This is a genomic window from Kouleothrix sp. 19917 (assembly GCF_057073505.1).
In genome coordinates this window covers 1,231,578-1,254,047 of record NZ_CP097099.1, presented here as the reverse complement: position 1 = coordinate 1,254,047, position 22,470 = coordinate 1,231,578, and the positions used below count along the sequence as shown (strand labels likewise).

18 protein-coding genes are annotated in these 22,470 nt (G+C 60.6%); 13 read left to right on the top strand and 5 right to left on the bottom strand.

The window, feature by feature from the left end; translation table 11 throughout:
• The first annotated feature begins 129 nt into the window (after positions 1-129).
• Entirely contained in the window at positions 130-735 is a 606-nt protein-coding gene (locus M1P90_RS04920) for a TetR/AcrR family transcriptional regulator (protein ID WP_483701538.1), read from the top strand.
• Between the two features lie 125 nt (positions 736-860).
• Positions 861-1,682 (top strand): alpha/beta fold hydrolase, encoded by an 822-nt coding sequence (locus M1P90_RS04915; protein WP_483701537.1) that lies wholly within the window; start codon positions 861-863, stop codon positions 1,680-1,682.
• A gap of 114 nt (positions 1,683-1,796) precedes the next feature.
• Here the strand turns inward: M1P90_RS04915 and M1P90_RS04910 are convergent, their stop codons facing one another.
• The gene (locus M1P90_RS04910; RefSeq protein WP_483701536.1) at positions 1,797-2,453 is read right to left on the bottom strand and encodes a PQLLE family protein; all 657 of its coding nucleotides are present in this window, start codon (positions 2,451-2,453) and stop codon (positions 1,797-1,799) included.
• 804 nt (positions 2,454-3,257) lie between these two features.
• Here M1P90_RS04910 and M1P90_RS04905 point away from each other — a divergent pair.
• The 3 genes from M1P90_RS04905 (at position 3,258) to M1P90_RS04895 (ending at position 5,138) form a co-directional block, all read left to right on the top strand.
• Positions 3,258-3,941: a hypothetical protein gene (locus tag M1P90_RS04905; RefSeq protein WP_483701535.1), complete on the top strand. Its 684-nt coding sequence runs from the start codon at positions 3,258-3,260 to the stop codon at positions 3,939-3,941.
• 240 nt (positions 3,942-4,181) lie between these two features.
• Positions 4,182-4,796, top strand: a complete 615-nt coding sequence (locus M1P90_RS04900; protein WP_483701534.1) for an HD domain-containing protein — start codon at positions 4,182-4,184, stop codon at positions 4,794-4,796.
• A gap of 54 nt (positions 4,797-4,850) precedes the next feature.
• Positions 4,851-5,138, top strand: a complete 288-nt coding sequence (locus M1P90_RS04895; protein WP_483701533.1) for a DUF1905 domain-containing protein — start codon at positions 4,851-4,853, stop codon at positions 5,136-5,138.
• Positions 5,139-5,328: 190 nt separating this feature from the next.
• Here the strand turns inward: M1P90_RS04895 and M1P90_RS04890 are convergent, their stop codons facing one another.
• Positions 5,329-5,694, bottom strand: a complete 366-nt coding sequence (locus M1P90_RS04890) for a hypothetical protein (RefSeq protein ID WP_483701532.1) — start codon at positions 5,692-5,694, stop codon at positions 5,329-5,331.
• On the opposite strand from M1P90_RS04890, the gene M1P90_RS04885 reads away from it, so the two are divergent.
• The 3 genes from M1P90_RS04885 (at position 5,687) to M1P90_RS04875 (ending at position 9,780) form a co-directional block, all read left to right on the top strand.
• Positions 5,687-5,983 (top strand): hypothetical protein, encoded by a 297-nt coding sequence (locus M1P90_RS04885; RefSeq protein WP_483701531.1) that lies wholly within the window; start codon positions 5,687-5,689, stop codon positions 5,981-5,983. The two genes, M1P90_RS04890 and M1P90_RS04885, sit on opposite strands and share 8 nt — an antisense overlap.
• 225 nt (positions 5,984-6,208) lie before the next feature.
• On the top strand, positions 6,209-9,184 hold the full coding sequence (locus M1P90_RS04880; RefSeq protein ID WP_483701530.1) for an ATP-binding protein: 2,976 nt from the start codon (positions 6,209-6,211) through the stop codon (positions 9,182-9,184).
• Between the two features lie 149 nt (positions 9,185-9,333).
• Positions 9,334-9,780 carry a transposase gene (locus M1P90_RS04875; RefSeq protein WP_483701529.1) on the top strand — a complete coding sequence of 149 codons (447 nt, stop codon included), beginning with the start codon at positions 9,334-9,336 and terminating at the stop codon, positions 9,778-9,780.
• Positions 9,781-9,902: 122 nt separating this feature from the next.
• Here the strand turns inward: M1P90_RS04875 and M1P90_RS04870 are convergent, their stop codons facing one another.
• Positions 9,903-10,139 (bottom strand): hypothetical protein, encoded by a 237-nt coding sequence (locus M1P90_RS04870; protein ID WP_483701528.1) that lies wholly within the window; start codon positions 10,137-10,139, stop codon positions 9,903-9,905.
• Positions 10,140-10,364: 225 nt separating this feature from the next.
• Between M1P90_RS04870 and M1P90_RS04865 the strand changes: the two genes are divergently transcribed.
• From M1P90_RS04865 to M1P90_RS04845, 5 genes are all read left to right on the top strand, one after another.
• Positions 10,365-15,560 (top strand): Eco57I restriction-modification methylase domain-containing protein, encoded by a 5,196-nt coding sequence (locus tag M1P90_RS04865; protein ID WP_483701527.1) that lies wholly within the window; start codon positions 10,365-10,367, stop codon positions 15,558-15,560.
• Between the two features lie 164 nt (positions 15,561-15,724).
• The gene (locus M1P90_RS04860) at positions 15,725-15,952 is read left to right on the top strand and encodes a hypothetical protein (RefSeq protein ID WP_483701526.1); all 228 of its coding nucleotides are present in this window, start codon (positions 15,725-15,727) and stop codon (positions 15,950-15,952) included.
• The gene (locus M1P90_RS04855; protein WP_483701525.1) at positions 15,949-16,410 is read left to right on the top strand and encodes a type II toxin-antitoxin system VapC family toxin; all 462 of its coding nucleotides are present in this window, start codon (positions 15,949-15,951) and stop codon (positions 16,408-16,410) included. The genes M1P90_RS04860 and M1P90_RS04855 overlap by 4 nt, the downstream gene beginning before the upstream one ends.
• Positions 16,411-16,421: 11 nt before the next feature.
• Entirely contained in the window at positions 16,422-19,823 is a 3,402-nt protein-coding gene (locus M1P90_RS04850; protein WP_483701524.1) for a helicase-related protein, read from the top strand.
• 81 nt (positions 19,824-19,904) lie between these two features.
• Entirely contained in the window at positions 19,905-20,891 is a 987-nt protein-coding gene (locus tag M1P90_RS04845; RefSeq protein WP_483701523.1) for a prenyltransferase/squalene oxidase repeat-containing protein, read from the top strand.
• 395 nt (positions 20,892-21,286) lie between these two features.
• On the opposite strand, the gene M1P90_RS04840 is transcribed toward M1P90_RS04845, so the two are convergent.
• Entirely contained in the window at positions 21,287-21,814 is a 528-nt protein-coding gene (locus M1P90_RS04840; protein WP_483701262.1) for an IS630 family transposase, read from the bottom strand.
• 7 nt (positions 21,815-21,821) lie between these two features.
• Complete coding sequence (locus M1P90_RS04835; RefSeq protein WP_483699014.1) at positions 21,822-22,349, bottom strand: winged helix-turn-helix domain-containing protein; 528 nt, start codon at positions 22,347-22,349, stop codon at positions 21,822-21,824.
• Between the last annotated feature and the right edge of the window lie 121 nt (positions 22,350-22,470).

Below are 22,470 nucleotides of genomic sequence, written 5' to 3'. Positions count from 1 at the left end.
CACTCTTTCCCAACGTGCGGTATAATGCAAGCGGACACCTGTCCGTATCGCGGAGTATAGCGGACAACTGTCCGTTTGTCAATCGATCAAAGGGCGCATACGCCCTTCTATCCACACTGGAGAATGCTCATGGAAGAAGCCACGCTCACCGGCGAAGAAGCCGGCCGCCCGCAGCGCCGCGACGCGCGCGAAAACCGCGAGGCGCTGCTGGCGGTCGCCAAGCGCCTGTTTGCCGCGCAGGGTGTTGAGGCGACGAGCATGGCCGAGATTGCGCGCGAAGCCGGCGTGGGCCAGGGCACGCTCTACCGCCACTTTGCCGACAAGGCTGCACTCTGCCAGGGGCTGATTGGCGAAGACCTCGAAGCCTTTCAGGAGCGCGTGGGCGCGTTGCTTGAGTCGGCCAGCGACCTGCCGCCGCTGGAGCGGCTCGGGCAGCTGCTTGCCGAAAAAACGCGCCTGGTCGAGTCGCATTTGCCCTTGTTTGCGACAATGGACCTGGGGCCGCATCGCAAAGGGCCCAGCCCCTTCTACGCCTGGCAGCACGAGCACATCAGCGCGCTGCTGGAAGAAGCGGTTGCGCGCGGCGAGCTTGCCCCGCTGGATGTGCCGTTCACCGCTGGCGCGATCCTCACCACGGTTGCGCCGCCCTTCTACCGCCACCAGCGCGAAGACCTGGGCTGGAGCAACGAGCGGATTGTGGCCGGGCTGCGCCGCATGTTTGTGGAAGGGCTGTAGGGAGCGGGGGAGCGGGAGAGCGAGGGAGCGGAGAGCGCAGAACACAGAACGAGATTCTTTTGTTTGGCGAAAACGCAGGAAAACTTGCTGACCCCTGAGCCTGACCCTGCAAAAGGAGACATGCGATGACAAACTGGCACAGCGGCGATGCAGATGTTGCGGGGCTGCGCCTGCACTTCACCCGCACCGGCGGCGATCTGCCGCCGCTGGTTGCAATGCACGGCATTGGCGACGATGGCTTGTGCTGGTCGGCGCTTGCCGCCGCGCTCGCCCCACAATACGACGTTATCATGGCCGATGCGCGCGGCCACGGTCGCTCAGAAGCGCCGCTGCATGGCTATGGCCCCGCTGAGCACGCTGCCGACCTGCGCGGCCTGGTTGCCGCGCTCGGCTTGCACCAGCCCATCGTGCTGGGCCACTCAATGGGCGCAATGACAACGCTGATGCTGGCGGGCAGCGCGCCGGATGTGCCACGCGCCATTCTGCTGGAAGACCCGCCGCCAGTGTGGACACGATTGCCCGCTACGTCAGAGGATGGCGGGCGGCGCGTGGCAATGCACCAGGCCATGGCCGAGCTCAAGCGCAAAACCCGCGCCGAGCTGATCGCAGGCCAGCGCGCCGTGGCCCCGGCCTGGCCCGAAGACGAGATCGAGCGCTGGGCCGATTCAAAAATCCGCTTCAGCCCAAACATCCTGAGCACCTTCTCCGCCGCCCCCACCGCGCCTGATTGGCCGGCAGTGCTGCGGCAGATTCGCTGCCCGGCCCTGCTGCTGACCGGCGACCCGGCCCACGGCGCGCTGGTGGCCCCGGAAGATGCCGCCAGCCTGCGCGAATACATTCCGCACCTGCAGATCGCGCATATTGCCGGCGGCGGCCACAGCATGCGCCACGACCAGCTCTCAGGCTATCTGGATGCTGTGCGCGCGTTTCTGGCGACGCTGGCATAATCGCCTGCATAAACAGGTAACACAAAGGAGGGTTCGGGCAGCAAAGCCGCCCGAACCCTCCTTTGTGTTACCTGTGTGTTACCTGCCCGGCGAAGCCAGGAACCTGCCCTGCCCTTATGCCCGCACCGAGATGCCAAACTGCTCGAGCAGCTGCGGCCGGCTCTTCAGCGCCACGCGCGCAATCAGCTTGAAATCGTTGATCCAGGATTTCAGCTCTTTGGCGGCCAGATCACGCTCGCGCGTCGACTCTTGCGCAAGGCCGCGCTGCTGGCAGCTGGCTGCGTGGCGCTCCCGCACCATATCCATCAGCTGCATCCCAGCCTCAAGCTGCTCGCTCGTGATCGTAAACGCAGCCAGACGCCTGGCAATTGTCGGGTTGCCCAGCGCCGTTGCATAGAAATCACGCGCCTGCCCGAGCCATCCCGCCAGTGTTGCCTTGCGCGGGCCAAGCAGATGCAGCGCCTGGAGCGTGCCGCGATCGGATTGAAATGCCACGCGTGCAATCTTCGCGTGCGTGCGATACAGATCCTGGGCCTGCTTATCGGCAGCACTCAGCGCATCGTTTGCGCCGCGCAGCCCGCCATAGTGGTTTGTTTTGCGCTGGCACAGGGTGTTCAGGTCGTTTGAAAGCGCCTCGCCTTCGTCAAGCCGCGCTACGGTGAAGCCATGCGCGGCCAGCGCGTCGCGAATGTCGGAGCTGGCGCGCGCATTTGCGATCAGCATGCGCGCCGTCATCAGCTGGCGTTCGATGATTTCGTTCGATAGACCCATTCTTGCTCCTTGTGGTGCGATGCAGAGGTACATCGTCGATGAAAGCTGGTGGTGCTGCGCCAGAAGAGCCCTGGTTGTGCGCTGGCTTCCGCGTTTTTCTGCAAAACCCTTGCCCGGACTCAGTCTGCCATTATTCTCCGAGAAAAATAACATTCTGCGCTCATTCTGCCATTATTCTTCGAGAAAAATAACATTCTGCGTTCAGTCTGCCATTATTCTCCGAGAAAAATAACATTCTGCGTTCAGTCTGCCATTATTCTCCGAGAAAAATAACATTCTGCGTTCAGTCTGCCATTATTCTCCGAGAAAAATAACATTCTGCGTTCAGTCTGCCATTTTTTCTCACAAAAAAATACTACTCCGTACGCTGGTTTGAATAAAAATAGTAAAAAATACGAGCCAGCGCACATTTCAAGATGTTCTTTCGCCAGCAGTACACATCATGTGCCTTGCGACGCAACCCCACCTGCCGACAAGGATACGCTACCCTAAACACGGGCTCAATAGGAGTTGGGTCGCAGAATCAGGGTAATCCATGCGTACCGAGTGTATGTGCAGCCGTGCCAAAAGTACTACGAACCAGCGTAAACCAAATACTCCTGGCGGCCAAATAAGCAGAAACCGAGAACAGCAAACAGCCCGCACAGCCAGGATTTGCTATCCGAAACCCACTGCTTGAGCAGCCGACCGCATCATCTGGATGAGTTCTCTGGAAAATAAATTTTCTCGCCCTCAGCTTCCAGGAAGCTCAGGCCAGTTGTCCTTCAACCTGATACTCAGATAAGCTTCCTGGAAGCTTGCCCGTTGTATGAAATAACGTATTTTCCAGAATACTCAGCTTCCAGGAAGCTCAGGCCAGTTGTCCTTCAACCTGATACTCAGATAAGCTTCCTGGAAGCTTGCCCGTTATATGAAATAACGTATTTTCCAGAGTGCTCAGCTTCCAGGAAGCTCACGCCAGTTGCCCTTCAACCTGATACTCAGATAAGCTTCCTGGAAGCTTGCCCGTTGTATGAAATAACGTATTTTCCAGAGTACTCAGCTTCCAGGAAGCTCAGGCCAGCTTTCCTTCAACCTGATACTCAGATAAGCTTCCTGGAAGCTTGCCCGTTGTATGAAATAACGTATTTTCCAGAGTACTCAGCTTCCAGGAAGCTCAGGCCAGTTTTCCTTCAACCTGATACTCAGATAAGCTTCCTGGAAGCTTGCCCGTTATATGAAATAACATATTTTCCAGAATACTCAGCTTCCAGGAAGCTCACGCCAGTTTTCCTTCAACCTGATACTCAGATAAGCTTCCTGGAAGCTTGCCCGTTGTATGAAATAACATATTTTCCAGAATACTCAGCTTCCAGGAAGCTCAGGCCAGTTGTCCTTCAACCTGATACTCAGATAAGCTTCCTGGAAGCTTGCCCGTTGTATGAAATAACATATTTTCCAGAGTACTCAGCTTCCAGGAAGCTCAGGCCAGTTTTCCTTTCAACCTGATACTCAGATGAGCTTCCTGGAAGCTTGCCCGTTGTATGAAATAACGTATTTTCCAGAGTACTCAGCTTCCAGGAAGCTCAGGCCAGTTTTCCTTTCAACCTGATACTCAGATGAGCTTCCTGGAAGCTTGCCCGTTGTAGCAAAGAACTTTCTTGCCACAGTAATGAGCTCAACTTCGACACACCCCCCTCTCGGTGTATTATTGCAGTGTTACACCTCATTGATACAACGAGGGCCGTCATGTCTTCCAGCAACACACGGCTTGCCCAGCAGATTGCGTTTATCAACGAGATCGAAAAGCTCAAGCTGGTGTATCGCCACAACCAAACGGTCGACCAGTCGCGCTTCGAGAATAGCGCCGAGCATTCCTGGCACCTCGCGCTGATGGCCATGGTGCTGGCCGAGCACGCCAGCACACCCGCTCTCGATATCTTCGCCGTGGTGAAGATGCTGCTGATTCACGATCTGGTAGAAATCTATGCGGGCGACACATGGCTCTACGACACGGCGGGCGCGCTTGGGCAGGCCGAACGGGAAGCACAGGCCGCGCAAAAGCTGTTTGCGCTGCTGCCAGCCGATCAGGCCGCCGAGTTCCACCAGCTCTGGGATGCATTCAATGCCCGCGCAACGCCCGAGGCAGCCTTTGCCGCAGCACTCGACGCACTTCAGCCCCTGCTGAACTACCTGCTGTCGGGCTCGCCAGAGGGGCCAGACGGGCTGCTGGCCGAACAGGATGTGCTGCGCCGCAAGCAGGGCATTGCGCTAGGCTCGCGCACGCTCTGGGAGCTGGCGCAGGATGTGATCGCTGCCAGCACGGCGCGTGGGCTGTATGCCGCCGGGCCAGGCGAGAGCTAATACCAAATAAAGAACGTTCTTTCCAGAATAATAGCCAACCATAGAGAGATTGCAATGGAACTTGAGTTCAGCGCGCCGATCTGGTTCTGGAAAGGCCCGGCCCCGTGGTATTTCGTGACGGTTCCGCCCGAGCAGTACGCCGAACTCAAGGCGATTCTGCCGATGGTGACCTATGGCTGGGGCATGATCCCGGCGCGCGTGCGGATTGGCACCACCGAATGGGCCACCGCGCTGTTTCCCAAAGACGAGCAGTACATTGTGCCGATCAGGGCCAGCGTGCGCAAGGCCGAGCGCCTGGACGAAGGCGACATGGTGACGCTGCGGCTCGCCATTCGCTTCTAGCGCCGCCGAAACGCGGCCCCACCATCCCGGCAGGCCATTCTGCCCCAACATCGACGCGCGCAGTCGCGGCCTTGCAAGGCCGCGACTGCGCGCTCAGGCTTTCCCCGCCGACTGGCGCGGCTACGGGCGCGATAAGCACACGCCCGTTTGCAGCCGAATAGCAGCGCAAAGGCAGGCATACGCGAAGGCCCTACCCACCCGCGCAGGTTGCCAGAAACGGCGTGCCACTCACAATAATGACGGCGTTGGTCGCCTGCGCGTATGAGCGCGTACAGGCCGTTTGCCAGCCGGTAATGCCCGTGTATTCCTGAATAAGAACGCCCACGCCGGTCGCATTTCCTGGGATCGGCAGCGTCACGCCCTGGTTGATGTTGAAAACGCCGCTATACAGGCTTTGCAGCGGCAGGCCGGGAAGATAGTACGAAACATAATACTGAACAAAGAAGCCGCCGGTGTTATACACCGTGATGTTTGCCGGCGGAAGGGGCGTTGCGGTATTTGTGGGTGTGTTCGTGGGCGTGTCCGTGGGTGTGTTCGTGGGCGTGTTCGTGGGCATGTTCGTCGCGGTCGCGGTGTCGGTTGGCGTATTTGTGGAGGTTGCGGTGTCGGTTGGCGTGCTGGCTGGCAGTGCTGTTCTGGTGGGCGTGGCACTTGGCGCAGCCGCTGGCGTGGGCGTGCAGTGCCTGGGCTTCCTGGCGTCTTCGTGCCGCTCGTTCGATGATGAACAGACCCGCGTGGGCGTGGGCGTGCAGTGCCTGGGATGCTTCGCCGTTGCAGCCGGGGCAGACGTGGGCACAGGCAACTTTGCACACGGACCATTGCCATTCGTAACCATGCTGAGATAGACGTTTGTTCCCGCGGCATTGAGCTGCATCGGAATGGTGAAAAGTCCTGCAAGCGTCAGGGCCAGCACGACGATTAGGGTGGCTTGTTTCGATTTGTACATTGCGCGACTCCTGCGTTCTCGATTTCCAGCATACAGCGTCATTCGTCAGGCCCCTGACGCCCGTTGTGCTATACTTTCGGCACTCTAGCGAACCGCCATTAATCCAGCATTATTTTGGGCTACTTTGTCTGAATTAATTTTTTCGCTACTCGGCCGTGTGCAGCTCGGGCATCGCCAGTTGGGGCCAATCACCCTCACCAGCCGCAAGGCGATTGGCTTGCTGGCGTACCTGCTGATTGAATCGCAGCACGCGCACAGCCGCGAATTTCTGCTTGGCCTGCTCTGGCCCAACTTGCCAACCGCTGCTGCGCAAAACAACCTCCGCGTCACCTGGGCGCACCTTCAGAAAGCACTTCGCACAGAGAAAACAACCGCGCAGCCCCACCTCGTCAGCGACCGGCTGACGCTGCGCTTCAACCCACTCAGCGACTATGACCTGGACGTTGCGCGCTTTCGCGCATTGCTCGAAGCCTGCCGCACCCATAGCCACGCCGCGCCCCATGCGTGCGCCGCCTGCGCCGCCCGGCTGACCGAGGCGCTCCAGCTGGCGCGGGGCGATTTTCTGGAACAATTTTCGCCTGGCGATTGCCCGCAGTTCGACGAATGGCTGCTTGTGCAGCGCGCACAGATCCACATCCAGGTCAGCGCGGCGCTGGAGCAGCTGGCCGCGTTCTACGAACACGCCGGCCAGCCTGCCGAAGCCGAGCGCACCATCCGCCGCCTGCTCGAAAACGATCCGCTGCGCGAATCGGCCTACCGCCAGCTGATGCGCGTGCTCACAGGCATGGATCGGCCCAGCGCCGCGCTGGAAGTCTACGAAACCTGCCGCCGCGTGCTGGCCAGCGAGCTTGGCCTTGCGCCTGCGGTGGAGACAGCGACGCTGGCCGAGCAAATTCGCGCCCGCGCCCCTGTTGATGCGCGCACATCCCTGCCGCCCGCGCTCACACGCTTCTTTGGCCGCCAGCACGAAACCACGCGCCTGGTCGAGCTGCTGTCGCGCCGCGATGTCCGGCTGGTGACACTGGTGGGGCCGGGCGGCGTCGGCAAAACCCGCCTGGCGATCGAGGCCGCCCGCCAAATGGCCGGCATGGCTGCCCACACAATCTGCCTGATCGAACTGGCCAGCGTTACCAACCGAAAATCGGTGGACGATGCCGTTGCGGCAGCTTTGCGGCTGCCAGGCAGTGGCGGCCTGCCTGCTGACGCAATTGTGGACTATCTGCGCGACAAGACTGCGCTGCTGCTGCTGGATAACTGCGAACACGTGGCAAAAGCCTGCGCGCCGCTGCTGAGGGCGCTGTGCCGCGAGGCCGAAGGGGTAACCGTGCTTGCGACCAGCCGGATTGCCTTGCACCTGCCAGAAGAACAGGTGATGCGGCTGGAACCATTCGCCACACCCGCGCTCGACGAAGCAGAAACACTCACTGTTGCAGAGTCGCTGCGTTTTGACGCAGTGCAGCTGTTTGCGAACCGCGCGGCGCAAGCACTGCTGCAGTTCACCCTGACCGACGCGAATGTGCTGGCGGTGGCGCGGATCTGCCAGCAGCTCGACGGCATGCCGCTGGCGATTGAAATCGCCGCCGCCCAAGCCCGCGCGCTGCCAGTGGAAGCGATTGCCGAACGGCTCGATCAGCGTTTTATGTGGGTCAACAAGCGCACAGCCGACACCCTGCCGCGCCAGCGTACCCTGCACACACTGATTGACTGGTCGTACGACCTGCTGAGCCCGCAGGCGCGCGCGATCCTGCGCCGCCTGGCGGTTTTTGCGGGCGGGTGGACGCTTGAAGCCGCCGAGGCGACTGGCGTGCCGGGCGAAGCGTGTGCCGAAGAGCTGGCCGAGCTTGTCGAACACTCGCTGCTGACCTTTGGCGCGGATACTGGCCGGCGGCGCTACAGCATGCACGAAACGATTCGCCAGTTTGCGCAAAAGCAGCTGCGTGGCAGCGGCGGGGAAGCCGATGCGCTGGCGCGGCACGCCCGCTACTACGCCCGGCTTGTGGTGCGAGCAGCCGAAAACCAGGATGCCCAGCCATTCCCCGCGCGCCTGCACATGGTGCTGGGCGATCACGACAACCTGCGCGCCGCGTTTGAATGGCTGCTGGCGCACGACCGCGAGCAGACCCTGGTGGTTGTCACCGGGCTGGGCACGCTCAATTTCTGGGAGCTGGGCGGCTTTTTTCAGGAAGGGCGGCGCTGGCTTCAGCAGGCCCTGGAGGCAACACAAGGCGCGCTTTCGCTCCAGCGCGGGCGCGCCCTGCTGGCGGCAGCGGGCTTGTCCTCGGCGATTTCCGATTTCGCCTATGGCTTGCAGTGCGCGCAGCAAGCGCAGGATCTGTTTCAGCAGCTTGGCGATCAGCGCGGCGAGATCGACGCCCGGCTGACGTACTGCGACCTGGCACGCCATGCCGGCGAGCTCGCGCAGCTGCAGGCACAGATCGGCGCGGCGCTGCGCATGGCCGAGCAGCTGGCCTATACTGCCGGCATGGCAAAGGCGCAGCAGCTGCTGGCAATTCAGATTGTGTACACGACCGGCGAAAGTGCCGCCGCGATTGGGCATGAACTTTCGAGCGTTGCGCTCTGGCGGCAGCTCGAGCGCCCGTTTGACCTTGCAACTGCCCTGAACTTCCTTGGCGCAGATCTGCTGGAAGTACGCGAATATGCCGCAAGCCGGCAGGCGCTGCTCGAATGCCGCGAGATCTACCAGGCGCTCGGCTACCGGCGCGGTGTCGCGCTGGCCCAGCACAACCTGGGATGCGCCGCCCGGGCAATCGGCGAATATGCGCAGGCGCGTGAACTGCTGTGCGACGCGCTGCGCATTCGCCAGCACCTGGGCTTGCGGCGCGGCTATGCGTATTCATTCGAACAGCTCGCCCAGCTCAACGAGCGCGAGGCACGCTTCGAGCAGGCGATTCAACTCTGGGCAGCCGCCGCAACCTTGCGTACTCGGCTTGGAGCGCCACTTGAGTACATCGAGCAGAAGGATCAAATCGCGGCCCTTCCCCGGCTGCGCGCCCAGCTCGGCGCTGTGGGCTACGCGCTGGCATGGGCGAAAGGCGCGGCGATGACCCCAGAGCAGGCGATTGCGCTGGCGCTGAGCTAGGGTTGTTTGCCATTCCGCGCTTTTCTTTGATTCTCTTTGATTTTCCTTGAGATCACTTTGCTTTCTTTCTGCCACCAAAGAGTCCCCAGTGCTTCTTCTTCTTTCCCCTAACCTGTCGGCAGCACAGCAGCTTCGACAGGCAGGGAACAATGCCAGAGAAACAATACCCAGGCCGCCTGCAGCGCCTCCCCGGCTACGATTACTCGCACCGTGGCGCGTACTTCGTCACCATCTGCACACAGCATCGCGGGCGCTGGTTTGGCCGCGTCGAGCAAAAGGCAATGATCCTCAGCGCGTGGGGCACAGTCGCCGCCGCGTGCTGGCACAGCATCCCCGAGCACTTCGCTGGCGTCGAGCTCGATGCGTTCGTGGTGATGCCCGACCATGTTCACGGGCTGCTCTGGCTGCCGGGGAACGGCCCGGTTCTCAGCACCATTGTTGGCAACTACAAAGCCGCCGTCAGCCGTGCAATCCGCCGCGCCGACCCCAGCGCGCCGGCCGTGCTCTGGCAGCGCACCTTCCACGACCGCATCGTTCGCGACGAGCGAGCATTGACAAATATTCGGCGGTATATCGAAGAGAATCCTCGGAAATAGCGGCGGGATATATCCCGCCGCAACGGTGATTTTCATCAAGCTTCATTGAGTGCCGGTCAGATATATCCCGCCGCTTCTTTGATTTTCTTTGATTTCATTGTTGCACGCCGCCGCCGAAAATGCTACAGTGCCGCCAGCCATTTCACATCCCTGAAGAAGCCCCGCCCGATAGCAGAGAGGCTGCAATGTCGCACGACGCACTCACCAACGATCTTCAGCTTGCCGCCGGCGACCTGCGCGCCCTCGAAAGCCCCGACGAAATCGCGCATTTCTTTGCCCGCCTCGGCTACGATGTCGATGGCCGCATTCGTATCCCCAGCCCCGCCGCGCTTGGCCTCGCCAACGAGGAATACAGCCACACGATCAATCGCATCGAGCGCATCGCGGTGGATCCCGCCGATGGCGACATTGTGATCTACCTGTTCGAGGTGCGCTCGGTGACGGCGCGGCTGCGCAACGATATTGCGCGGCGCTTCCGCGAGCGCCCCGAAAATGCGCTGCTGGTGCTCACACGCGATTACACCGAACTCGAATTCGTGCTGCTCGACCGGGCGCTGGCTGCCAGCAAAAAGCCCGGCACGCCCTTGCGCCAGACCGTCCGCCCGATTCCGCTGGCCTTCGAGCGCGCCAATGCTTCGGCGGTTGCGCTGCGGGCGCTCAAACGCTTTACGTTCACCGAGGCCGACGCGACCTACCAGTGGGACAAGCTGCGCTCGGCGTTTGCGCTGGCCGAATGGAGCGAGCCGTATTTCAACAACCGCGCGCTGTTTTCCGACCACTACCTGAACCACCGTTTGCCCGACACACAGATCACGCCGGAGTGGGCCGAAGATGTGCGCCCGATCGGCAGGTTTGTGTTCGAGCGCCTCGCCACCGCCCGCCGCACCTATTCCCGCGCAAACGAGCAGGTGATTCGCGCCGGGCTGTACGAGCCGCTGTTCCGGCAGCTTGGTTTCGCCTTCGCCGCGCAGAAACCCGGCGCGTCGGCGGCTGAACAGGCCGATTACCTGCTGTTCGACCCGGCCAAACCCGACACGCCCGTCGCCGCCGCGCTGACCTATGTCTGGAACCGCAATCTCGACGACGCCGACGAAGCCCGCGATGCCGAGACGCCCGCCGAAATCCCCGGCGCGCTGGTGGTTTCGCTGCTGCAAGCGCAGGTTGCGCCGTGGGTGATCGTGACCAACGGCAAGCTGTGGCGCGTGTATTCCGCCACCGCCAGCAACAAGGCCACGAATTACTACGAGGTCGATCTGGAAGAAGCCGCCGCCGCCGAGGATCAGATCACGGCGCTGAAATACTGGTGGCTCTTGTTTCGCCGCCCGGCGTTCACGGGCTTTCTCGACAAAGTGCTCAAGGAATCGGCGGAATACGCCAAGGGGCTGGGCGAACGCCTCAAGGAGCGCGTGTTCACGCAGATTTTCCCGCAGTTTGCGAAGGGGTTCGTTTCCGGCGGGATATATCCCGCCGGTACCGGCGGGATATATCCCGCCGAAGCCGATCTCGACGCGGTGTTCACCGGCACGCTGACGTTTTTGTACCGGCTGATGTTTGTGCTGTACGCCGAAAGCCTCGATCTGCTGCCGGTGAACGAGCCGAACGGCTACCGCGAACTCAGCCTGCGCCAGCTCAAGGGCGAGGTTGCCGACGCCGCCGGAACGCTGCTCGACCAGTCGGGCGGCAAGCTGGCCGCGAAATACACACCGTCGTCCACCGCGCTGTACGAGCGGCTGATGCGCCTGTTCGCGGCGATCGATCGCGGCGCGGACGAGCTGAACATGCCCGCGTACAACGGCGGTTTGTTCAGCGCCGCCACGCCCGAAGGCCAGTTTCTCGCCACGCACGCCATCCCCGACCGCTTTCTGGCGCTGGGTCTCGACCGGCTGGCGCGCGATGTGGACGAACGCAGCAAAGGGCTGGTGTTTATCGATTTCAAATCGCTCGGCGTGCGCCAGCTTGGCAGCATCTACGAGGGTTTGCTGGAATTCAAGCTGCGCGTGGCAAGCGAAAAGCTGGCCGTGACCAAAGAAAAAGGCCGCGAAATCTACGGGCCGTTTGCGAAGGCCAAAAAGCCGCTGGCGACGATCTCCAAAGGCGATGTGTACCTGGAAAACGACAAGCGCGAACGCAAAGCCACCGGCAGCTATTACACGCCCGATTACATCGTCAAATACATCGTGCAGCACACCGTCGGCCCGGTGCTCGACCGCGCCTTCGACGATCTGCGCCCGCGCCTCCACGCCGCGCAAAAGGGCTTCCGCGATTATGCCAGACTCGCCAGGGCCAGGGGGGATAATCCCAATACCCATTGGAACAGTGCGGCCATGCAACACCTGGTGGACGATTGCCTGAACATTCGCGTGCTCGACCCGGCGATGGGCAGCGGCCATTTTCTGGTCGAAGTGGTGGATTACATCAGCAACCGCGTGATCGATTTCCTGAACGGCTGGAGCGACAACCCCGTCTGGGCCGCGCTGGAACGCACCCGCGCCGATATCGTGGCCGAAATGGAGCGCCAGCATGTGACGATCGACGCCGAGCGGCTGACGCGGGTGGCGCTGCTCAAGCGCGCCGTGCTGAAGCGCTGCGTCTACGGCGTGGATCTGAACAGCATGGCCGTGGAACTGGCGAAAGTCTCGCTGTGGCTGGATGCGTTCACGCTGGGCGCGCCGCTGAGCTTTCTCGACCACCACCTGAAATGGGGCAACAGCCTGATCGGGGCGCGGATTGCCGACATGCAAACCTACCTCGATACGGGCGCGACCGACACCATGGATATGTTCGCCAGCAGCAAGTTCGCCGGAGTGATGCTGGCAACCGACCTGATGCGGCAGGTTTCGTACCTGAGCGACAACACCGTGGAACAAAGCCGCCAGAGCGCCGCCGCCTACCGCGATGCCAGCGACCATCTCGCGCCGTTCAAGCGCCTGCTGGATACATATGTGTCGCGCTGGTTTGGCAATGCGCCCGCGAAAAAGAACCAGAGCGATTATGTGCGGCTGTTTCTGCAAGACCCCGACACCGAGGCGTGGCTGAACGATCCCGCTGCGCCGCTCGACAACAGTTTGATCCCCGCGACCCAGATCGCCGCGACCGCCACCCGCGCCGCCGCCGAAAAACGCTTCTTCCACTGGGAACTCGAATTCCCCGAAGTCTTTTTTGCGCCATCCACGCCCGGCGGCCAGGATGTGCAACTCCGCGAAGGCGGCGGCTTCGACGCGGTCGTGGGCAACCCGCCGTATCAGCGTATTCAAGGTATGAAACAAGCAGACAAAAATCAGTTGTATTTCTATGCTTCTATATTTCCATCTGTATCGGGTAGTTACGATATATATCTCATCTTTAACCTCAAAGTTCTTCAATTAACAAATTTAGGTGGACGTATTGGGTTTATCGAACCACACAAATTTTTCCAAGCTCAATTTGCACAAGAAGCCAGAAAACAAATCGCTCCTCATGTCCAGCACGTTGTTGATTTCGGTTTCAATCTTATCTTTGATGAGGCTAGTACATACACGTGTATTTTTATCATGTCTGGCTCAAGTGTTATGCAAACAGAGTATATAGGAATCGGTGATGTAGCAAGCTCACTTGATATTCAGAAGATCTTGCAAAATCCCCACCCCGATTTAGTCAGGCCGCCGAGTCGTGAGGACGAAGTGTGGGTGCTGGGTCAAGCTATTTCATTGAACTTAATCGAGAAGCTATATAAAGTTTCGGTTAGATTAAAAGATGTGACGGAAAAGATTTTCGTCGGTTTACAGACAAGTGCAGATAGCATTTATTTCCTTGAAAATATTAGAAGAATTAGTGATGAAGAAGTGGTTGTTTACTCTAAGGAATTAGATCAAGAATTAATAATCGAAAATTATTTCCTGAAACCACTATTGAGAGGCAAAGATATTTCGCGTTTTACGCCCCCTGACCCTGAACTTTGGGTAATTTTTCCATATGATATTTCGGGAAAATCACCAATGCTTATCTCCAAAGACAAGATATCTACAATGGCTCCTAAAACTTGGGCTTATCTTGAACAATTTGAGGCGAATCTTCGAAACCGTGAAAACGGCAAGATGGACCGTGACGGTTGGTGGAGCTACATATACCCTAAAAATTTGCGGGATTTTGCTAGAGCTGAAAAAATACTTACGCCAGACATTTGTGCAAGAGGTGAAATTACGGTTGATAAATATGGTAATTATCATACAACCACCCTTTATAGTATTGTGGTAAATCAGAAGACTAAATTGTCGCATTCGTTCTTAGCTGCTATATTGAATAGTTCGCTAATATGGTTTTATCTACAGAATACTGGAACGGATTTGCGGGGTGGATACCTACGCTTCAAGACAAAGTATCTAGAGCCTGTACCAATCCGCCGCATCGACTTCACCACGCCCGCAGCGGAGCGCGAAGCTCGCGTGGAGGAAGCCATCGCGGCCTATGCGGGCGGCGATTCCGGCGGCGCGCTGGCGCTGGCCCGCGCCGCGATCGACACCGGGAAAACCGATGTCGTCCACGACCTGCTGGCGCACCTGGCCGAGCAGATGATCGCGCTGAACAAAACCAAACAGGCCGAAACGAGGCGCTTCCTGGGCTGGGTGGAGGAGACGTTGGGGATTGGTGGCGGTGATTTTCCTCGAAAATCACCGCAGCGGTCGGATATATCCGACCGCAACAATGAAGGTCAAAGAGAATCATCGGGACGGTCGGAGCCACGGTCGGAGCCACGGTCGGAGCCACGGTCGGAGCCACGGTCGGAGCCACGGTCGGAGCCACGGTCGGAGCCACGGTCGGAGCCACGGTCGGATATATCCGACCGCAACGGGGGATCTCAGGGTGGAATTGAGTCACTTACTGGCAAGAGCATTTTACAGAACTACCTGGGCGACTATCAGAAAGGCCAGCCGGAAACACCGTGGGCCGAGTTCCACTACCGCCTGTTCCAGAACCGGCGGCGCTTCGGCGTGGCGCTGGCCGATGTCGAAGGACAAATCCAGACCGAATACGAGCGTTCGCTGGCAACCCTCGTGCCGATCAAACGCGACCTGGCCCGCACCGATGCGCTGATCGACAAAATCGTCTACCGGCTGTACGGCCTGACCGACGCCGAAATCGAACTGATCGAGCGCCCGCAGTACGAACAAGCCCTGGCCGACGCCAAAGCGCAGGTCGTGGCCGACGACGAGATCAAAGACGACGACGCCCGCATCGACAAAATCGCCGAATCCATTCTGCCTGCCGCGCAGCGCTTCTTCGACCGCGTGGAGCCGAAAACCGACGAAGACGTACTGAACGCCGAGCTGCCCGGCTGGAACACACTGCCGCCGCAAGCGCCCACATTCCTGCTCACGGGCGACTACAACCTGCGCACGCTGCCCGCGCACATGGATTTCTCCACAGCCGTGATTCCGTACACCAAAGCCGTCGAAGTCGCGATCTATCAGCGCATCTTCATCCCGTTCCGCGACGAATCCGGCAACACCGACGCCGACGTCAAAAACGACTTTCTCAAGAAATTCATGCGCCAGCAGAAGGAACTCACGCTCGGCGCGTTCGGCATCATCTTTCTGGCCACCGAGCCAGCCCTGCGCGCCTTTGTCGACAGCCGCATCCCGAACGCCGCCACCGCGTTCTACGGCGACAACGGCGTGGTCGCCATGCTCAACGACACACGCATGGTCGCATTCCGCAACGACGCCGCGCACGACGAAGTGCTCGCCCGCGACGACGCCGCGCAGATCCGGGCGTGGGCGCTGGGGGTGCTGCGCCGCTTATAGCGTATAATGAGTGGCAACTAGTACACGTCGGTAAAAATTCCATTTCGGGTTAGCTAGCAGTAGGCAGTTGCCAGTAGGCAGTAATGATGGTGACTGCTGACTGCCGACTGCCGACTACAACCAGCAACGAACTTTTGGAATACTGTACTAGTAGGGAGACTGCTATGACCGTCGCCGAAATACTGGAACAGGCTAAAACGCTGAGCCTTCAGGAACGCAAAGAACTGGTGAAACAGCTTGTCGATACGCTTGAAACAACATCCTCGCAATCACCTGCGCGAGAAAAGCACAGCATTCTGGAGCTTGCCGGACTAGGCGCTGAAATATGGCAAGGCATTGACGCGCAAGAATACGTGGATCAGCTTCGCAGCGAGTGGGACGAGCGCCCATGAAATTACCGGCTGCTTTGCGCGGTATTCGCCAATTAGCCTTTGACACGGCGCCTCTGATCTACTTCGTTGAACGGCATCCGAATTATTTTGATCGGATGCTGTTCATCATGCGCTATGTCGATCGTGGCCTGATTGCGGGCGTTGCCTCTACAATCGCACTCACCGAAGTGCTTGTTCAACCGCTACGCGCTGGCGACGATGCTTTGACCGAGCGCTACGAAACGGTCTTATCGGACAGCCACAGTTTTCGGCTTGAACCTGTGACGATGCCTGTTGCGCGTCAGGCCTCCAAACTGCGCGCCACCTACAACCTGCGCACGCCGGATGCAATACATATCGCAACTGCGATCGCCGCAGGATGTGATGCGTTTCTGACGAACGACGCTGGTGTGAAGCGCGTTACCGACATCGCGATCCTTGTATTGGATGATCTTGAACTGGACGCACCAAAGGCGTAACTTTTTTCGTAATGCGCATCCCCTACGTCATCGACAATATCGAACACCGGCTCGCGGATATTCTGAACGCGCTGCTGGCGAGCCAGACCGGCCAGCAGGTCGACATCGCCACCGCGTATTTCAGCATTCGCGGCTTCGAGCGCGTGCGCGAAACCCTGCCCGGCGTCGGGCGGCTGCGCTTGCTGCTTGGCGACGAACCGGCCACCGGCAAAGACATCGGCGTGCGCCCCGAATCGGCGGCGTTTCTGCGCCACGAACTCAACGCCGAGCCGCTGCGCCCAGCCACGCTGCGCCTGGTCGAAGATTTAGTGCGCTTCCTGCGGCGCGGCGATGTGGATGTGCGGCTGTACACCGGCCACGCGCCCGGCGAACCGGGGCGGCGCGTGTTCCTCCACGCCAAGTGCTACCTGTTCTATGGCAGCGGCGACCCGCGCCGCATCTGGGGCGACCTGATCCCACGCGTCGGGATCGTCGGCAGCAGCAACTTCACCGGGCCGGGGCTGGCAACCAACCGCGAACTCAACCTCGTGCACAAAACCCTGCTCGACGACGACGAGATCGACGACCCGGTGGCGCGCAGCGCCGTCGGCCACCACGCCGAAGCAACCGTCGCGCCCGACCTCGTGCCGGAGCAGGGGCGTTTGCTGAAAAGCGAGGTCGGCGCGCGGGCGATCCTCGATCTGTCGCGCTGGTACGAAGACCAGTGGGAACGCGCCACGGATTACAAAGAACAACTGATCGAGCTGCTGGAAAACTCGAAGTTCGGCGGGCGCGAATACACCCCCTACGAAATCTACATGAAGGCGCTGTACGAATACTTCCGCGACGACCTCGCCGCCGACAGCGCCGCGCCCGCCACGCGCTCGGCCGTGGAACTGGCCGAATTTCAGGACGACGCGGTGCGCAAGGCACGGCGCATTCTGGTGCAGTACGATGGCGTGATCGTGGCCGATTCCGTCGGCCTGGGCAAAACCTGGATCGGCAAAAAACTGCTGGAAGACTACGCCTACCATCAGCGCCAGAAAGCGCTGGTGATCTGCCCGGCCTCGCTGCGGCCCATGTGGGAGCGCGAACTGCGCGGCGCAACCATCGCCGCCCAGGTGATCACGCAGGAACGGCTCGGCGGCGACGACGTGGATCTGCGCGATGTCGCGGATGCCGATGTCATCCTGGTGGACGAAGCGCACAACTTCCGCAACAAACGCGCCCGGCGCTACTTGCAGCTCGAAACGATCCTGGCGGCGAATGGGCGGCGCGGGCGCGCGGGCGGGCGCAAAAAGCTCATCCTGCTGACGGCAACGCCGATCAACAACAACATTTTCGACCTGTACAACCAGATCAATCTGTTCACCGGCAACGACCGCACCTACTTCGCGTCGGCGGGCATCGGCGACCTGTACGCGTATTTTCTGGCGGCGCGGCGCGAATCCGTCGAACAGGGCAGCGTGCGCATTTTCAACCTGCTCGAAGAAGTGGTCATCCGGCGCACGCGGCAGTTCATTCGCCGCGCCTACCCCGAAGCCACGATTCGCGGCGAAGCGATTAGCTGGCCGCAACGCCGTCTGCACACCGTCGAATACGACCTTCAGGCGACCTACGAAGGGTTCTACCAGCAAATCGTGCGCCGGATCGAAGGCTTGCGCCTGCCGCACTACAATCTGGAAACATTCAAACGCGCCGCGCAGCAGCAGGATGATTTCGAGCTTGGGCGGCAGGAAGCACTGGTCGGCATCTTCAAAAGCCGCTTTCTGAAACGACTCGAATCCAGCATCGACGCGTTTCGCATCTCGATCCGCCGCGCGCTGGAATTCGTCAAAACCTTTGCCGAATACGTGCAGGACGACATTCTGCTTGACGCGGCCTCGTTTCAGAACGCCCTGCGGCTGCTCGACGACGACGACGAAGACGCCGACGACGCGCCCGCATCGCGCGCCACCGCGCTCGACGCGCACGCCGACGCCCGCGCGATCATCGGCGCGCTGCCGCGCCTCGACGCCGCCAAATACGACCGGCGCAAGCTGCACCGCGCGCTTCAGGACGACATCGACGCGCTGACCGAAATCTGGCACGACATCGGCGGCATCAGCATCGAGCGCGACGCGAAACTGCAACAGCTCAAACAGTTGCTGGAAACCGAACTGCGCGGCCAGAAAGTGATTCTGTTCACCTACTACAAAGACACAGCGCGCTACCTCCACCACGCGCTGGCGGGCGAAGCGGGGGCCGAATGGCGCGCGCGGCTCGGCGAACCCACAATTCGCCGCGTCGACAGCAGCGTGAAATCCGCCGACCGCGCCCGGATCATCGAACATTTCGCCCCGGTCGCCGCTGGCCACCCCGACGTGGCAGGAACCGACGCCGAAGTGGACGTTCTGATCGCCACCGATGTGCTTTCCGAAGGCCAGAACCTGCAAGACTGCGGCAACCTGATCAACTACGACCTGCACTGGAACCCGACGCGCATGGTGCAGCGCGCGGGCCGGATCGACCGGCTCGGCACCACGTTTGCGACCCTGTCGATCTTCAATATGTTTCCCGAACGCGCCCTGGAAGAATTACTCGGCCTGGTGCGCAGCCTGACCGCCAAAATCGAAGTGATCAACCAGACCGGCTTTCTGGATGCCAGCATTCTCGGCGAAGTCGTCACGCCGCGCGACTTCAACACGCTCAAGCGCATCGCCGACGAAGACAGCGCCGTGATCGACGAGCAGGAAACATTTCTGGAACTGGCGAGCAGCGAGGCGTTGCTGGCCGAACTGCAAACCGCGCTGGGCACCCAGGCGCAGGAATGGCTCACCGACCTCGACGACGGCATTCATTCCGCGCTGGAACGCCCGAACGCCAGGGGGATGTTCTTTTATTTCACTGCGCCACGCGACGGCGGGCGGGCGCATTTCTGGCGCTACTACGACCTGACCACGCGCAAGATCATCGACAATCGCTACCAGATCATGCAACTGATCGCCTGCCGCCCCGACACGCCGCGCTTCCCGCCGCCGTATCACGAGGTCGATGTGTTCGACATTCAGGAAAAAGTGATCGCCAACATTCTCGGCGCGGTGGAGCAGCAGGAAGCGGCGGCGCTGGTGAACAAGCCGGTGGCGGAAGAACAAAACATCGTCGCGCAGATTCTGCAAACGCAGCTCAACAACCCCGCGTTCAACCGCGCCGAACTGCGCGACCTGCGCAAATTCCTCAAGCAGCCGCTGGTCGGCGCGGCCATCCAGCAGCTTCGCAAAGCCGTAGCAGCCTATGGCGCAACCAGCGACCCGCAGGAACTGGTCGACGTGGTTCGCACGCTTGCCCAGCAGCAGGGCGAAATCGCGCCCGCAGCGAACGGCACGCCCGCCGCGCCCGAGCGCATCAAGCGCGAGCAACTGACGCTGATCTGCTATGAATACATCTATGCCTGACAACCCCGTGAACATCGCCAGGCTCCGCGCCGCCTGCGACGAACTGGCCGGGCGCTTACCAGAAAGATTTACAGGGAAGCAATGAACACATCGCAAGAGCCAGAGCCTGCGGTCATCGCGTGGCTGCTCGATTCCGACCCGGCGATTCGCTGGCAGGTGCTGCGCGACCTTGCCGACGAACCCGCCGACGCGGTTGCCGCCGAGCGCGCCAACAGTGCAAGCGAAGGCTGGGGCGCGCAGCTGCTGGCCCAGCAGGCCGCCGATGGATCGTGGGGCGGCGGGGCGTGGAATCGCGGCTGGGACTCGACGATGCACGTTCTGTTGCTGCTGCGCGAGTTTGGGCTCGATCCGGCCAGCGCGGCGGCGCAGCGTGCGGTGGGCCGCGTGCGCGAGCAGGTGGCGTGGCAGGGATGGGATTGGGACGGCAACTGGCGGGGAGAGGATTTTGTTGGCAACCCGTTCTTTGCCGGCGAGGTCGAGCCCTGCATCAACGGGCAGGTTGGCGCGGCTGGCGCCTACTTCGGCCAGAACATCGAGCGCATCGTGGGCCGCCTGCTGGCCGAGCAGCTGCCCGACGGCGGGTGGAACTGCGAAGCCGAAAACGGCTCGACACGCTCGTCATTCAACACCACGATCTGCGTGCTGGAAGCCCTGCTTGAATATGAGCAGCGCGCCGAAGGCGGCGCGAAAGTGGCGGCAGCACGGGTGCGCGGGCAGGAATATTTGCTCGAACGCCACCTGTTTCGCCGGCGCACAACGGGCGCCGCCATCACGCACGACCGCAAGGGCGGCGCGAGCTGGGCCGAGTTCGCCTTCCCGACATGGTGGCACTACGACATCCTGCGCGGCCTGGAGTTCCTGCGCCGCGCCGGCCCGCCCGACCCACGCGCCGCCGAGGCGATTGACCTCGTTGCATCCAAGCGCGACAGCAGCGGGCGCTGGGCGCTCGACGCGCGCTACCCCGGCACCATGCCCGCCGAGATCGACGCAGGCGTGGGCGAGCCAAGCCGCTGGAACACCCTGCGCGCCCTGCGCGTGCTGCGCTGGTATGCCGAAGGAGCAGGGTAAGTGGCCCTGCCCCGGCGCGGCGAGGAACGGCTGTATAGCACCCTGAGTACTCTGGAAAATTAAATTTCCCTGCGCTCAGCTTCCAGGAAGCTGAAGCCAGTTTTGTTTCAACCTCATAACCCGCTTAGCTTCCTGGAAGCTTGCCCGTTGCATAAGCGTACGAAGTGAGCAACATCCAAAGTCTCCGCGCCCTCTGGATTCTTTGCGGCTCCTTCCTCCGCGTGAGCCGCCCCCGCACAATCCGCCAAATGATGTAGCAAAATCCTCCTAAAACGTGTAACCCCGCCAAAAACCAGCGCGTCTTGCTAGGTGTGCTTTCGGCGCAGAGGTCAGGGATTGGAGGTTAGGGATTGCGATGCGCAACGCGACCTTTCATACCAAATACGGGTGAACACTTATGGTATGGTCGGTTTGGGCCACCAGTGAAAGAGGGTGTGCGTGCGAATGATCTCCGGCTGCTCACGCAAGCGACGGCAGCGTTCTGTTTGTGCCTCAATCAAGGCGTCCAAATCACTGAAATGCTCATTCACCAGCGCTTCGTCGCTCAATGTCCACAACCGTTCGGCCGGCTGCACCTCCGGCGAATACGGCGGCTGAAACACTCCATGCACGCCTTGCGGTACTACCACCTTACTGCTACTGTGCCAGCCGGCTTGATCGATCACCAGCACAATCTGTTTGCTCGGACCAGCCCCGACTGCAGCGGCAAACTCGGCCAGCACCAGCGTCCACACTGCCACCGCGACCCGTGGCAGCAGCAGCCAGAAACTCTCGCCCCGTTGCGGACAGACAAACCCATACAGGTAGGTCCATTTGTAACGCGGCTGAACCGTCACAAGTGGCCGCTGCCCTTTCTTGCACCAGACCCGCCGCAGGATCGGTTTGAGGCCGATGCGATGTTCATCCTCGCCCCAGACCTCCACGCTGGCGTCAGGATGCTCGGCTTGGATCTGGGCGACGGCTTGCGGAAGCGTTTTTTTTAAACTGCTCTTGCGCCTCAGTATCGGCCTTGATATGGCGCGGACGCGGGACATAGGAGCGATAACCAAGCTGCTGCAAGACTTCCCAGCCGCGTGGCGCGTGTACCTTTCGAGCGAGCTTGCTGCTCATCCAGTCGGCGACTTTCGGGCCAGTCCACACGCCACCATCGGGGGCAGGACCTTCGAGGGCTTTGTCGAGTTCGGCACGCAGGGCGGGCGAGAGCAGCGGAGCCTGGCCAGGGTTGTGATGACGGCGGTCGCCGACGTGATCAGGACCATCGGCGTTGTAGCGGCGGACAATCGCGTACAACCAGGTCAGCGAGTAACCACAGACCTGTGCGATTTCGGTAGGGGAACGGCCTTGGCTCAGCAACCAGAGCATCTGCCAATGACTGCGAGCGACAGGATCGGCGGCCTGGCGATAGCGCTGCCCGAGTTCCTCAACCGTCAGATGTTCAGCCAGTTTCAGTCGTCTCATGCTGTAAGTATACACCCGTATTTGGTATCACTGCCCTAAAAACCTCAGGTGGAATTGCGCCAGGTGTGCTTTCAGCTTGTTCATCAATGCAAGCAGGCGATCTCTTTTTTGAAGTACAACA

What these genes read in the sequence shown, in the direction of transcription:
- M1P90_RS04920 (WP_483701538.1), top strand. Translation starts at nt 130, where the DNA reads ATGGAAGAAGCCACGCTCACCGGCGAAGAAGCCGGCCGCCCGCAGCGC.
- M1P90_RS04915 (WP_483701537.1), top strand. Translation starts at nt 861, where the DNA reads ATGACAAACTGGCACAGCGGCGATGCAGATGTTGCGGGGCTGCGCCTG.
- M1P90_RS04910 (WP_483701536.1), bottom strand. Translation starts at nt 2,453, where the DNA reads ATGGGTCTATCGAACGAAATCATCGAACGCCAGCTGATGACGGCGCGC.
- M1P90_RS04900 (WP_483701534.1), top strand. Translation starts at nt 4,182, where the DNA reads ATGTCTTCCAGCAACACACGGCTTGCCCAGCAGATTGCGTTTATCAAC.
- M1P90_RS04895 (WP_483701533.1), top strand. Translation starts at nt 4,851, where the DNA reads ATGGAACTTGAGTTCAGCGCGCCGATCTGGTTCTGGAAAGGCCCGGCC.
- M1P90_RS04890 (WP_483701532.1), bottom strand. Translation starts at nt 5,694, where the DNA reads ATGCCCACGAACACGCCCACGAACACACCCACGGACACGCCCACGAAC.
- M1P90_RS04875 (WP_483701529.1), top strand. Translation starts at nt 9,334, where the DNA reads ATGCCAGAGAAACAATACCCAGGCCGCCTGCAGCGCCTCCCCGGCTAC.
- M1P90_RS04860 (WP_483701526.1), top strand. Translation starts at nt 15,725, where the DNA reads ATGACCGTCGCCGAAATACTGGAACAGGCTAAAACGCTGAGCCTTCAG.
- M1P90_RS04855 (WP_483701525.1), top strand. Translation starts at nt 15,949, where the DNA reads ATGAAATTACCGGCTGCTTTGCGCGGTATTCGCCAATTAGCCTTTGAC.
- M1P90_RS04850 (WP_483701524.1), top strand. Translation starts at nt 16,422, where the DNA reads ATGCGCATCCCCTACGTCATCGACAATATCGAACACCGGCTCGCGGAT.
- M1P90_RS04845 (WP_483701523.1), top strand. Translation starts at nt 19,905, where the DNA reads ATGAACACATCGCAAGAGCCAGAGCCTGCGGTCATCGCGTGGCTGCTC.
- M1P90_RS04835 (WP_483699014.1), bottom strand. Translation starts at nt 22,349, where the DNA reads ATGAGACGACTGAAACTGGCTGAACATCTGACGGTTGAGGAACTCGGG.